Below are 12739 nucleotides of genomic sequence, written 5' to 3'. Positions count from 1 at the left end.
CGGGCCCGGTCCTAGGCCTGCCAACTGCGCCCCTCGGGCAGGTCCGCGTCGTTCGTCTGAAACTGATTCACCGTGCTTGCCGGCAGCAGCAGGTGGCTGGTCAGGCGCTCATCAGCCTTATAGACCTCCAGCATCGTGTCCGTGACGCGAAGGTCAACGAGAGAGCCGATGTGGCTGAAGGGGACGGAGTAGAAGTTCTTCGCCCAGACCACGTGTGCGTTCTTGTTCACCTTGCGCCGGTGGACCACGTGCTGATCTCGAACGGGGCTGCCGGCAGCGCTTGCATCAGCGGCAGTTCCTCGGTGGTGAAGACGCTCAGCCGGGACCCGGCGCGTTTCTGGAACGGTTGCCGGTTATAGGCATCGATCTGCTCATAGACCCGGGTGCGCAACTGCGCCAGGGACGTGAACTGCTCGTGCCTGAGCCCTGCGATGACCCAGGTCGCGACATGAGAGACCGTGTTCTCGACGCTCGCCTTGTCTTTCTTATCCCGAATTCGGGATAAGAAGGATTATTCCGAGGATTCCGTTATCCCGAGTTTCTGACTGCATCCCTTTGCGGAACCGGATTTTGTGACCTCATAGTCGGGATAACAATCCGGGATTACGCTGACTCACCCCAGTTCGTTTTCACATGGAGGTGAGGAAGAAGTGAAGATCCCCATTGGTGAGCTGATCTCGAAAGCCGACACCGAGATCGTCCGGCTTAACCAGGCGCCGTCGACGCTGATGCAGTATCGGTGGGCATGGCACCGGTTCGAGGTGTTCTGCTCCGATCAAAGAATGACCGAGTTCACGGACGAGGCCTTGGCAGCGTACTTGCAGTTTCTGGCCACGGAACGCACCGAGGGCAGGTTCAAGGAATGGAAATACAAGATCCTGCGCAAGACGGCCCTGGTGCTGTCAGAGGTCGACCAAACCGGCACATATGGGTGGAAGCTATCGAAGCACGCATCCCCAAACGATCGGCTCAATCACGTGTTTCGCCCTTTGCAGGAGCACTTCCAGGCGTGGCTGAGCCGCCGAGGCCTGGCCCAGGACACACAAGAGCTGTATGCAACGGTTGCGCGCCGGGCACTGGCGTCATGGCAGGGTCAAGGAATCACGGACCTCGGGAAGTTGACTGGTGCAGATGTGGCTTCCGCCCTGGTTTTTCTGGCGAAAAGCTACAGGCCCGGCAGCATGAGGACGGTGCTAACTGCCGTTCGGGTTCTGTGTCGCTTTCTCGAGGAAACCCGTGGCTGTTCGGGCCTGGCCAGGGCGGTTCCACGGATCGTTTCACGACGTGTGAGGCACGTTTCGGTGCTGCCGGCCGAGCAGATCGAGATGCTGGTGGCCTCGCCCGACCCGGGCAAGGTCGTCGGTCGTCGCGATCGTGCCATGCTGCTGCTGGGCGCGCGCACCGGGTTGCGCCCGGTCGACATCGTGGCGCTGCGCCTGAGGAACATCGACTGGCGGGACGGGCGAATCATCCTGGTGCAGCACAAAACGGGGGCGCTGCTGGTCCTGCCGTTGTTGGCCGATGTCGGCGAGGCGATTGCCGACTACCTGCTCCATGACAGGCCCGCCCTGGCGGACGATGATCATGTGTTCCTTCGGGCACACGTCCCGCACGTTGCCCTCGGACCCTCAAACGGGTTGCATTACGTATCGTCCCGTGCCTTCGGGCGGACGGGCATCGCTTCCCCGCCCGAGGCTGGGCAAGGTTTTCGGGTGCTGAGGGCATCTCTTGCGCCCAGGATGCTGGAGGGCGACACTCCGTTGCCGGTGATCGCCGGGGCGCTGGGCCATCGGGGCATTTCCTCGGCCAAGCACTACCTCGCTGCCGACGAGGAACGCATGCGCGAATGCTGTCTGGACTTTGCCGGCATCGAGCCGAGAGGGTCGCTGTCATGAACTGGTTTTCCAGCGCCCTGGCACCCCAGATCCGGGGCCTGCTGGTGCTCAAGCATGCGCTGGGGTTGCCGTATGAATCCTCGGAACGTCACTTGTTGGCGTTCGACACCCTCTGTGCTCAGCGCTTTCCGGGACAGGCCACTCTCTCGCGGGAGATGGCCATGGAATGGGTCGTCAAACGCCCGGATGAGCACGTCAACGGCCAGATCAGGCGGGTCACCCCCATCAGGCAGCTCGCCAAATACATGGTCTCAGTGGGCGAGGAAGCCTATGTCATCCCGGCGGGCATTCCCGGTCGGCAAGTCCATTACCGTCCGCACATCTTCTCCCACCGGGAGTTGCGTGCCCTGTTTGATGCCGCTGACGCGATTCAGGCGACGCCCTATGGCGGCCAGCGCCAGCTGATCATTCCGGTGATGTTCCGGATGATCTACTGCCTGGGTATGCGACCGGGCGAGGCAAGGAAGCTTCACCGCAACGATGTCGACCCGGCCCATGGGTCGGTGCTGATCCGCGAGTCCAAGGGGCACAAGGACCGGATGGTGTTCATGTCCCCGGATCTGCAGGAGTATTGCCGCCACTACGACGCCGCGATCAGCTCCTTCCACCCGGACCGGATACCGTTCTTCCCCAACCATCTGGGACATTTCTACAGCAAGGAAACCCCGGACTGCTGGTTCCACGAGCTTCTGTCCGCTGCTGGCCCGCTCATCGTGGCGAGCCCCGGTTCGCTTCCGCGACCCTATGACCTTCGGCATGCGCACGTGGTCGAGCTGATCAACCGGTGGGTGCACGCGGGCAGGAGCCCGGAGGTGCTCGTCGCCTACCTGGGCCTGCACTTGGGCCACAGCAATACGGAGGACACCTGGTACTACTTCCATCTGGCCGCCGACTTCCATCCCGAGCTGCGCGGCATCGCCAATGCAGGCATTGAATCCAGGTTTCCGGAGGCACACCATGAAATCCGATGAATTCTTCACCCTGGTTCGAAGCTGGTTGACGATCTATCTGCCCCGGTCGCGCAGGGTCAGCCCGCACACGATCAGATCCTACAAGGCGGCCTTGAACACCCTTCTGGCCTACCTTGGAGAAACCCGGCATCTGACACTGGAGCAGGTCGGTTTCGAAGCCATCACCTACAGCTCTGTGTCTGGGTTCCTCGCGTGGCTCATGGATGCCCGGCACCTGAGCGCCTCCACGGCGAACCAACGGCTGGCCGCCATCAAATCCTTCCTGTCATACTGCGCCGGGGAGGAGCCTGCTCTCGTCGCGGTCTGGTTAGACGTCAAAAGGATCCGCCCCGCACGGACACCGGAGCGGGCGCCGGACGGGTTGGGCATGGCCGCCGTTGAGGCGCTGATCCGGGCACCGGGGCAACAAACGGCCCACGGGCTGCGCGACACCACCCTGATCCTGCTGCTCTTCGACGCCGCCGCGCGCATCCAGGAAGTCCTGGACCTGACACTGGCGGACGTGAGCACCGTGCCGGGACGCGGCCAGGTGACGCTCACGGGAAAGGGGCGCAAGACCAGAACGGTGCCGATCATGGACAAAACAGGACGCCACCTGGAGCAATACCTGGATCTGTTCCACCCCGGTCCCCGTGCCCCGGAAAAGCTGTTCTTCTACACGATCCGGGTTGGCCGGCACCAGCCGATGAGCCAGGACAACGTCGCCTACCTACTCAACAAGCATGCAGGCACCGCACGGGAGCACTGCCCCGAGGTCCCCGGGCGGATCCACGCCCACCAGCTGAGGCACGCCCGTGCGATGCAGATGCTCCGCGCAGGGGTGCCGCTGCCGCATATCAAGGAATTCCTGGGCCATGCGAACATTTCAACGACCGAGATCTATGCCTCGGCGGATAACCAGATGGTGCGCGAAGCCATCCAGAAAGCCGCCGCCAGCGCTCCCGAGCCCGCCCCGATCTGGAAGGGACCCAAGGACCTGATCCTCAGACTCGCCGGCCTCAAATAGTTATCCCGAGAATCCACCGCCACCCCCCGCGGCAAGACAAGGAAAATGACAACGACTCGGGATAACGGAATCCTCGGAATAATCTTTCGGAGCCCGAACTCTGTCCGGGAGCACGGCGGCCGAGTAGTGCGCCGCCATCTCGCGGTAGGCGTCATTGAGGACGACCTCTCCCTCGCGGGGGTGGGAGATCACCCCGGTCTTCAGGTTGTCGGGCACGAGGCGTGGGACGGTGCCGCCGAAGAAGGCGAACATCGCCGCATGGGCGCGCAGCCACGACTCCTGCCGCATATCCAGGCTCGCTTCCACGAACGCATACCGGCTGAAGGGCAGGCAGGCGACGAACAAATACACCTTCGAGATCTCACCCGTGGTCGGATCCAGCAGCTGCATCGTGGGACCGGACCAGTCAACCTCAATGCTGCGGCCGGCCTTGTGACCAACCCGGGACGACGCCCCAGTCACGGCGGCATGTTCGCCATAGAGCCGGCAGAACCGGTCGTAACTCATCACCGCCTGGCCCGCCCGACCGCAGTCGTCGACATGCTCCTGGTGCAGCAGCTTCAACGTCACCCCGACCCGGGCCAGCTCGGTGTGCACCCGGGCCCAGTCCGGCTGCGCGAACACGCTCTGGCGGACCCCGCGGCCGGGAAACAACGCCGAATACACCTCGGCCTCCGACAGCTCGGCGACGTCATCCCAACCGAGACCTGCCAGCTCCGCCGCATCGAGGACCGCCTGAATGCTGTGCCGGGATATCCCATGAGCGGACTCAATTGCTCTTCGCGACAGGCTTTGATTACGCAGCTGCAACACCAGCTTCGCCTTGATCTTCCGTACCATTGCCGGTACTCCTTCCACCACGTGGCCGTCACCTGGTGGAAGGAGCTTTTCAGGTGGTGCTCAACCACACCAACAGTGGTGCTCAACCACGCCAGTCGCGCTACCGGGCAATGGCGCTCACCCGCACCACAGGTGGAGCCCACAAAAGCAAATATTCACTGCCACGCCGGCCGAACCATCGGAGGCCGGTCCACAAGATCGACCTGAAGCGCTCACGGATACTTCAGAGGGGTCCGCCGATTCGTTTGACCACCTTGCCAGAAAAGGATCGAACCTTATTCAGCGACAGCACAGACCAACACACCCGGCTGGGTAACCCAAGTCGGCGGATGGTTTTCTTAGCCGCCTGTCCTGACATTGCCCACCCCGGAATTCTCGTGCGGAAGGTCTTCGGTTCCGGCCGGGCGGCCTTCCATGTGTGCGATGATCGCGCGGGTGAAGTCGGGAAGATCGACAGGGGTCCTGGAGGTGATGACGTTCCCGTCCACGACCACAGCCTCATCAACCCAGGTGCCGCCGGCGTTTTCCACGTCGTCCTTGATCGGCAGGTAGCCGGTGGCGTGCTTGCCTTTGAGTACGCCGGCGGATGCGAGGACCCATCCGCCGTGGCAGATCGCGGTGACGAGCTTGCCTGCCTCGTTCATGTCCCGGACGAGACCGATCATTTCAGGGTGCAGGCGCATGTTGTCCGGCGCGAAGCCGCCCGGGACAACGACGGCGTCAAAGTCCGAGGCGCTGACGTCCGCGGCGGCCGCGTCGACCTCCATCGGGTAGCCCTCCTTGCTGTGGTAACTGTTCTTCGTTCCGCTGCCGATGACCCGGACATCCGCTCCGGCCTCCTGCAGGCGGAGCAGCGGGTACCAGCCTTCCAGGATCTACTCATCTTCGATCAACAGCGCAATCTTGGATCCATGCAAACTCATGGGTCGCTACCTTTGTCATTGTGTGAATTCAAAACGGGGCCCCGGTGCGCGCCTCGCGATCTTCGGGGGGTGCCGGCCGGGGCCTTTCCCTGCCCTCCGGTGCATCGAATCACCTATTTGCCGTCAGACTGGCGCCGTTGGATAATTACCCTGCGAGCCGCGTCCTGTCCGGTTACCTCTTCAAAGGTTGCAGCTCACCCTGCGCTTCCGGGCCCAGGGCGCGGGGGCTTCGAGAAGCGCCGGGCTTGTTTCTCCTATTTTTCCATGTATCGCGGATCCTCTGCCTCAGGCTGAGCCCGGCGCCGGACGTGAAGTAAACGGCGACGAGAATCAGGGCTCCCTTGATCAGGAGCTGTCCTTGGACAGGCATGCTGATCAGGTCCAGGATGTTGGAGATCGTTCCGATGAGCAGGCCCCCGAAGACAGCTGCAAGCGGTGTACTCGTCCCGCCGAAGAGGGAAGCGCCACCGACCACTGCCGCGGCGATGGAGTTCAGTGCAAGTTCGCTGCCTAACAGCGAGTTGCCCGAGCGCAGCTGGGCCGCCAACATCAAGCCGGCTAGGCCGGCCAGCATGCCTGACAGTAGGTAGGCGGTTATTATGTCTCTGTTGACCGGCAGTCCCGAGAGGCGTGCTGCCTGGGGATTGCCGCCCAGTGCGTACAGTCTCCGGCCGAAGATGCTCCACCTCATTAGTGCGGCGGCGGCTAGAGTCACCACCACGAAGATGATGACTTCGGAGCGAAACGGGCCAATCGTACCGGCGAAGATGGAGACGAAGCCGTCGTTGTTAATGGGTACCAAAGTGCCGTTTTGAACGAGGAACGCAACGCCCTGCACGACGCTGGTCATGCCCAAGGTTGCGATGAAGGGTGTGATCCTTCCATAGACAACCAGCAGCCCATTGAGGAGTCCTACGGCGGAACTGACGGCAATGGAGATGACGATAACCGCCGCTACGGGGAGGCCGTCACGCAGAAGTACCGCCGTCATCACTGTCGTCAACGCTGTTGTGGCGCCGACCGAAAGGTCGATTCCGGCTGTCACAATGACGAGAAACTGACCGACGGCGACCACCGATAAGACGGCGATTGTCAGAACGATACTGCTGATGTTGCGGCTGGTCAGGAAGTAGGGGGAAATCACGGATCCTGCAATAAGGATCGCGGCCACGGCCATCAGGAGAACGCCCTTGCTTTTCACGGCTCCGAGGAGGGGCGTAAGGATGGGTTCACCGGTATACGGTCGTTTCGCCGCTGTTTCTACTGTTTTGATCATCAAATTGACTCCATTGTCATCACTGTCAATGCTTTGGGATGGACGGCCGTAGGTGGGGATGGGCCGCTACCTGAGCAACGACATCACTTGGTTGAGATCCGTATCGTGCTGATCAAACTCAGCAACGACGGCGCCGTTTCCCATGACGTAGATTCTGTGGCACATGAGCGCCTCTTCAATTTCGGAGCTGAAAACGATGACTGACCCGCCGGCATCCAGGAACGCGTTGATTTCCTTATAGATGTCTTCGCGGGCTGCCACATCGATTCCACGGGTCGGCTCACTCAGCAACAAGACTTTTGCCTTGGCCGTGAGCCACTTTCCTACGACGACTTTTTGCTGGTTACCGCCGCTCAGACGTCCGACCTGCTGGCCGCTGCCTTGACACTTTACTTTCAGGGTTTTGATGGCCTTGTCGGCTATCCGTTTTTCCAGTTTCCGTTGCAGCCAACCGTGGGGGGCGATCATCCGGAGATTGGCCATGGAGAAGTTCTCGCTCAGGTCCATATTGAGGACCAGGCCTTGGGTTTTCCGGTCATCGGGCACCCATCCGACTCCGGCAGCGATGAGCGCGCGGGGATGGACTGACCGTAATTTCTTTCCGTCAACGTAAACGTGGCCTGACGAGAATTTGCGGTCGCCGAACAGGCAAGCGGCAAGTTCAGACTGACCGCTGCCTACCAGTCCTGTCACGGCTATGGATTCTCCCGGCCTGACCCTGAGCGTCACGTTGTCAAGAAGCTCCGGATCGCTCAGATTCAGGACCTCGAATGCAGGGTGAGCGCCGTCCGGATGGCGCTCACCCTTCGCCCGCGCAAAGTTCCATTTTTGCGAGGGCTCAAGCAGGGGTTCGAGTGACGGGTCCTGCGATGGTTCCAGGGAGCTGACCGGGTCCGAGCCGAGCATCTTCCGCACGGCATCCTGACGAGGAAAGGAAGCGGCTTTCTCTGTCATCACGTGCTTGCCGTCACGCAGAACCATGATGTGATCGCAGATTTCGTACATCTCGTCTATCCGATGCGAAATGTAGATGATCCCTGTTCCCTCCTGCTTTAGTTTCCTGAGGAGTTCAAACAGTTTGGCAACATCGGGTGCGGGAAGCGTTGCTGTCGGTTCGTCCAGCAGCAGTATTTTAGCTTTCTGCCTCAGCGCCTTAGCGATGAGTACAACCTGCTTTTGAGCCGCAGTTAGAGTGTCGGCCGGAGACCGGACATCGATATCGAAACCCAAGGCAGTAATGGCGTTTCGGGCTTCCTGGTAGAGGGCTCGACGGTCCAGGACCGCACCCTTGTGCGGCAGGTTTGATAGGCAGAGGTTCTCTGCCACGCTCATCTGAGGGACGAGAATGATTTCCTGGTGAATGGTGGCGATGCCGGCGTTTTGGGCCTCGTGGGTGGAGCGGAAATCTGCTGGCGCACCGTCCAGGAAAATCAGGCCTTGGGAAGGCTTTTCAACCCCTGAAATTATTTTGATCAGCGTCGACTTCCCTGCCCCATTCTGCCCCAGGAGTCCGACTGCTTCTCCGGCGCGGACGTCAAGATCAATGTCTGTCAGTACCTGAACGTCCGCATACTTTTTGGATATCCCCCGAAGGGTCAACGCAGGGGTGTGCGGACCAGTTAGTTCATGCATGTTCTCATCTCCTCACCGAGCTGTCAGATTTCGGTCTAGTGTCTGATTTCAGTAGTCCGAATCGCTTTTGTAGTACGAGGAGGCGTTTTCGTGCGTGATGAGGGTGGGTTTTACGAAGAACTTGTTACCGGGGCAGGCTGCGTTCTTGTCTTCACCTTTCAGGGCCTTCTCCAGCATCTGCGCCGCGATGATTCCCTGTTGCGCGGGAAGGTTCGCAACTGTAGCGATGACCGGGGAGTTCGGTTCCTCCTTCATCTGCTTGACCACCTTCATCTGCCCGTCATAGCTGGCAATCGCGACCTTGTCCTTGCCCCACATGTTCACTGATGTAAGGGCCTGCTGAACGCCAGGCAGCATGGAATCCGTGCCGACGAACATGCCGTCCAGATTCGGGTTGCCGGTTGCAACGGATCTGACCGGCGCAACGGCCGTATCGGCCGCCCACTTCCCGTAAACATTCTCGAGGTACTGTGCCGGGGGAGCGCCTGCAACGGAGGCATACCCGGCCTTGAAGCCTTCCTCACGGTTAGCAGAGTTGGTGTCTCCTGGAAATCCGAGGACCAGAAGAATTTTGGCGGGTTTTGTTGCTCCGTTCTTTGCCTTCATTACCCGTGCCATCTCGGCGCCGACCAGACCGGCGTTAACCTTTTCGTCTTCCGTCACATAGCAGTAGCTGTCAGCCAGCAGTTCGGGCTTGACCCCAGCGTTGACCAGGACAAAGGGGATTTTTTCATCCTTTAGCCGGGAAAGATTGCTTGAGAGCGCCTGCGGATCGGTCGGATTGATGATCAGGCCGTTGACGCCTTTGGTGATGAAGTTGGACAGTTGCGAATTCTGGGTTACCGGGTCGCCGCCGCCACTGACTACTTCAAGATCGTATCCAAGTTTTTTCGCCTCATCGGTCGCTCCCTTGGCGTTCACCTCGTACCAGCCATTGCCGAAGTTTCCCTGGGCGAAGCCGATCTTTGTCGGGCCTGCGTCTCCGGACGGACCGGTGGCGCCTCCGCCGCAGGCGGTTGTCAGCAAGATCGGAATCGTGAGTAGGGCGATTTTTGTGCTCAGCCGGTTGGCCGCTCTTGTTCGGACAGACATTGTGACTCCTTCGTCATGTGTGTGATCTTCTGTGCTGCAAGCAGGGAACTGCTTGCAGTCCTTGCAGCAGGGCCGCACGGGGACGGCGGACCTGCTGCAAGGACAGGTGGTTTCCGGATCAGAACCCAGGGGCGTCCGCGTTGCTGGGAGTCTTGTGCTGCCCGACGATTTCAGGGAAGCGGCGCTTGATGTACTCTGCGGCGCGTACGGCGACGGCCTGGAGCGTGCTGGTGGGGTTGACTGCGGCGCCGGTCGTCAGGGAGCTGGCGTCCGTGATGAACAGATTGGGTACGTCCCAGGTCTGGTTCCACTTGTTCGTGACGGAATCTTCCGGTGTGTTGCCCATGCGGCAGGTGCCCATGATGTGCCAGCCCGGGGGAGGGCCGTCCACTCCTCCGATTCCGGTACTGGCACTGTCGATGACGGTGCCGGCCGCCTGAGCCGCTTCATGGGCGCGGGCGCGTCCCCATTCGATCAATTTGCGGTCATTGTCGTGGAGGTCATAGTGAACTTGAGGAACCGGGAGCCCGGATGAGTCGACGACGTCGTTGTCGAGTGTCACGCGGTTGGTGGCGACAGGAAGGTCCTCTCCCTGGACGTAAACAAGTGCATGCCGGGCAAAGTGATTATTGAAGAATTCCCTATGGTTCTCGCCCCATGGGGCCATATTGCCTGTGTTGGTTCCCAATGCACTGTTGGCCGGTCCCAGAGCGGTGCCGACTTGCAGCGAAAATCCGTTGACGAAGCCGCGATCCGTCTTCGTGTTATAGAACTCCTGGGAATATGAAACGGCCGGTTCCGGTCCCTTGAATCCGTCGAGGGGCTCGTCGAACCAGAAATCTTCGAAGGACCAGCTGTGGAACATCAGGTGCCGTCCGACCATGCCGTTGCTGTTTGCGAGACCGTCGGGGTGGCCGGCTTGTGCCGACATGAGAAGCAGCCGGGGGGTGCCGATGGCGTTTGCTGCCATAACGACGATCTTTGCCTTCACCTCATGACGTTCTCCGGTGAGGCGGTCGATGTAGGTCGCGCCGGTTGCCTTACCGTCTTTTACGTTGACGCGCTCGACGCGGGCGTTGGGGCGCAGGTCCACCCCGTTGCGGATGGCTTGGGGCCAGTAGGTGACATCAGTGGATGCGATGGATCCGCGGGGGCAGCCCCCGAGGCAGAATCCGCAGTCGTTACACGCAAGCCTGGTGTCTTTTTCTCTCGTCAGGATGGCGTTGTCGGCAGGCCACCAGTGCCAACCCAGTTTGTCGAATCCGGCACCCATCTTGTTGCCGATTTTGCCGCCCTTGCTGGCTGGCCCCCAACCTTCAGGCCGCGGGGGGTTGCCGGGGTCGCCGGTTCGGCGGGCGACGCCGATCTCGGCGTCGTTGATGGCGTAGAAGGGCTCAAGGTCCTCGTAGCTGATGGGCCAGTCAATGGTGCCTTCAACGCCGTGCTCGGTGCCTTTGCGGAAGTCAACGGGCTTGAAGCGCGGCCAGGCCCCGGCATAATGCAGGGTCGACCCGCCGACACCGTTCATCATCATCGGTGCCGCGTTTCCGGTGGTCGGGTAGTCCTCCGGAAATTTCCGGACGTTTGAGTGCCAATCCCAGGACCGGACCCGTTCCAGCTCCCATGAGTCATACATGTGCGGATGGTCCAGGGGGTGCAACCAGTCGCCCTGCTCGAGACAGATCACCTTGATACCGTCGTCGCTCAGCCTCTTACTGACGGCGGCGCCGCCGGCGCCGGCCCCGATCACCAGCACGTCGGTTTCATTGCTTCTTTTCATGCTTTGACCTGGCTTTCCTCGAGGGGCGTTGCGTTGGACTTGCGTAGGTTCTCCGGGATCTCCACCGGGCGTACGTCTTCAGTTCGTGTGTAGGTGCCCGTAACCCGGCTGAGCAGCTTCTCGTCCCACCCCTCCATCGTGTCCGAATAGCCAAAGGGCTGCGGGGAGTTTCTCAGGTCTTTGCCGGCTTCAAGATTCTTGTTGATGGCAGTGATGACGGCGGGACGGGAATAGTAGGCGTAATACGTCATGTCCCGGATCCTTGCGAAAAGGAACTCCTCCGTCCTTTCCATCGTCTTGAGGGTCTCCACCTGGTCTGCCCGCGAAGATCGGACAAACTCCTCACCCAGAGCATCAAGGCGTGCTCTGAACTCCGACTCGCCGATGAAGGGAAACCACTTCGGCTCCTGGCTTTCCGGCGCGATATACCGGCGGAAGAACGAAACCACGTCGACCTCGCTTGGGGCCGGAAACCCTTCTCCGCCAGGTATTAGTTGGTCGGCTATCGCGTTCAGCACTGAAGTCTGCGTCGGAGTGATCCCAATCCCCGGCAGCCAGCCTCCGATAGGTGGTTTCTCGGCGCGGAACCGTGAACGCGGATCGCGTTCGGCACTGGGCGGCCGGTTGGTGTTCAGCGTGATATCCATGTGTTGCTTCCCTTCTCGGGTCGGGGACTGGTGCACCATTCCCACGACGAAATCGTTTGAGTGCGGTTTTGGACTGGCCGTCGCCAACGAATGTTGACGGTCAGCACTGGAAGGTGAGGAGCCATGCCGGCCATGGACTCCGAAAGCACCTGCTCCCAGCAGAGCTAACTTGCGCCTCGGTTCGGCCCATGAGGCCGCGAAAAGAATGCGCATGCGGAACGACAAAGGTGGCAATCGTTTCGTAGAGGGCGCGGGGAAGCCATTTTTTGCAGAAAAACCTTGGGGAAGTCTTCGTCTCTACTTTTAGGCGAATTGCTCGCCTTGGTCATCATGTGGTCTGACAATCCTGTGACCATTGTCACCGGGTCATCGGGTGGTCTGACTATCTCACAAGGTTTTTCGTTAGGTCAAGCATGTTTCCGACGCAGAATAACTAACCGGATCGAACCCATGGACCTGTTCTCGACTCCATGGATGGAGACGCCGGTTTGCCGGACGGCTGCCCCACAAACCGCTACGCGCACTCTCGATTGATTGGTCGAATACGGCTGCGCGGGGCTTCTGTGATGAGTCACTGCGGATGCTTGACGGACACCACAGCCCTGTGGGAGAGTCGCCAGAGGTCAGGACACCTGATAAGTGAGATAACCCCCGCTGGCCCTGTGGTTGCCTTTCAG

At 60.6% G+C, this 12739-nt stretch carries 11 protein-coding genes and 1 pseudogene; 3 read left to right on the top strand and 9 right to left on the bottom strand.

What is annotated here, in order from left to right:
- Window positions 1-11: 11 nt before the first annotated feature.
- Window positions 12-230 (bottom strand): Mu transposase domain-containing protein, encoded by a 219-nt coding sequence (locus tag NG701_RS02445; RefSeq protein WP_252564217.1) that lies wholly within the window; start codon window positions 228-230, stop codon window positions 12-14.
- The gene (locus tag NG701_RS02440) at window positions 227-391 is read right to left on the bottom strand and encodes a hypothetical protein (RefSeq protein WP_252564215.1); all 165 of its coding nucleotides are present in this window, start codon (window positions 389-391) and stop codon (window positions 227-229) included. Before NG701_RS02440 ends, NG701_RS02445 begins: the two co-directional genes overlap by 4 nt.
- Window positions 392-650: 259 nt before the next feature.
- Between NG701_RS02440 and NG701_RS21120 the strand changes: the two genes are divergently transcribed.
- The 3 genes from NG701_RS21120 to NG701_RS02425 are packed head-to-tail and all read left to right on the top strand — an operon-like array spanning window position 651 to window position 3872.
- The gene (locus NG701_RS21120) at window positions 651-1895 is read left to right on the top strand and encodes a tyrosine-type recombinase/integrase (RefSeq protein ID WP_252564213.1); all 1245 of its coding nucleotides are present in this window, start codon (window positions 651-653) and stop codon (window positions 1893-1895) included.
- Complete coding sequence (locus NG701_RS02430; RefSeq protein WP_252564212.1) at window positions 1892-2866, top strand: tyrosine-type recombinase/integrase; 975 nt, start codon at window positions 1892-1894, stop codon at window positions 2864-2866. The genes NG701_RS21120 and NG701_RS02430 overlap by 4 nt, the downstream gene beginning before the upstream one ends.
- Window positions 2853-3872, top strand: a complete 1020-nt coding sequence (locus NG701_RS02425) for a tyrosine-type recombinase/integrase (RefSeq protein WP_252564210.1) — start codon at window positions 2853-2855, stop codon at window positions 3870-3872. The genes NG701_RS02430 and NG701_RS02425 overlap by 14 nt, the downstream gene beginning before the upstream one ends.
- A gap of 81 nt (window positions 3873-3953) precedes the next feature.
- On the opposite strand, the pseudogene istA reads toward NG701_RS02425, so the two are convergent.
- From istA to NG701_RS02390, 7 genes and pseudogenes are all read right to left on the bottom strand, one after another.
- A pseudogene (gene istA / locus NG701_RS02420) lies at window positions 3954-4712 on the bottom strand (IS21 family transposase); the annotation flags it as partial.
- Between the two features lie 338 nt (window positions 4713-5050).
- Window positions 5051-5584 (bottom strand): type 1 glutamine amidotransferase domain-containing protein, encoded by a 534-nt coding sequence (locus tag NG701_RS02415; protein WP_256475439.1) that lies wholly within the window; start codon window positions 5582-5584, stop codon window positions 5051-5053.
- Between the two features lie 223 nt (window positions 5585-5807).
- On the bottom strand, window positions 5808-6911 hold the full coding sequence (locus NG701_RS02410; protein WP_252564208.1) for an ABC transporter permease: 1104 nt from the start codon (window positions 6909-6911) through the stop codon (window positions 5808-5810).
- A gap of 66 nt (window positions 6912-6977) precedes the next feature.
- Window positions 6978-8543 carry a sugar ABC transporter ATP-binding protein gene (locus NG701_RS02405; protein WP_252564206.1) on the bottom strand — a complete coding sequence of 522 codons (1566 nt, stop codon included), beginning with the start codon at window positions 8541-8543 and terminating at the stop codon, window positions 6978-6980.
- 48 nt (window positions 8544-8591) lie between these two features.
- Window positions 8592-9635 carry a sugar ABC transporter substrate-binding protein gene (locus tag NG701_RS02400; RefSeq protein ID WP_252564204.1) on the bottom strand — a complete coding sequence of 348 codons (1044 nt, stop codon included), beginning with the start codon at window positions 9633-9635 and terminating at the stop codon, window positions 8592-8594.
- Window positions 9636-9753: 118 nt separating this feature from the next.
- Window positions 9754-11415, bottom strand: coding sequence for a GMC family oxidoreductase (locus NG701_RS02395; protein ID WP_252564197.1), 1662 nt, complete (start codon window positions 11413-11415; stop codon window positions 9754-9756).
- Window positions 11412-12062: a gluconate 2-dehydrogenase subunit 3 family protein gene (locus NG701_RS02390; protein WP_252564195.1), complete on the bottom strand. Its 651-nt coding sequence runs from the start codon at window positions 12060-12062 to the stop codon at window positions 11412-11414. Before NG701_RS02390 ends, NG701_RS02395 begins: the two co-directional genes overlap by 4 nt.
- Window positions 12063-12739: the final 677 nt, after the last annotated feature.

It is taken from the genome of Pseudarthrobacter cellobiosi, from assembly GCF_023913815.1.
Taxonomy (GTDB): domain Bacteria; phylum Actinomycetota; class Actinomycetes; order Actinomycetales; family Micrococcaceae; genus Arthrobacter; species Arthrobacter cellobiosi.
Note: the sequence above shows the minus strand (reverse complement) of the source record. Positions and strands in the feature narration are given on the sequence as shown.

Coding starts and splice junctions, on each gene's coding strand:
- NG701_RS02405 (WP_252564206.1), bottom strand. CDS start 8,543: ATGCATGAACTAACTGGTCCGCACACCCCTGCGTTGACCCTTCGGGGG.
- NG701_RS02425 (WP_252564210.1), top strand. CDS start 2,853: ATGAAATCCGATGAATTCTTCACCCTGGTTCGAAGCTGGTTGACGATC.
- NG701_RS02395 (WP_252564197.1), bottom strand. CDS start 11,415: ATGAAAAGAAGCAATGAAACCGACGTGCTGGTGATCGGGGCCGGCGCC.
- NG701_RS02430 (WP_252564212.1), top strand. CDS start 1,892: ATGAACTGGTTTTCCAGCGCCCTGGCACCCCAGATCCGGGGCCTGCTG.
- NG701_RS02400 (WP_252564204.1), bottom strand. CDS start 9,635: ATGTCTGTCCGAACAAGAGCGGCCAACCGGCTGAGCACAAAAATCGCC.
- NG701_RS02410 (WP_252564208.1), bottom strand. CDS start 6,911: ATGATCAAAACAGTAGAAACAGCGGCGAAACGACCGTATACCGGTGAA.
- NG701_RS02390 (WP_252564195.1), bottom strand. CDS start 12,062: ATGGATATCACGCTGAACACCAACCGGCCGCCCAGTGCCGAACGCGAT.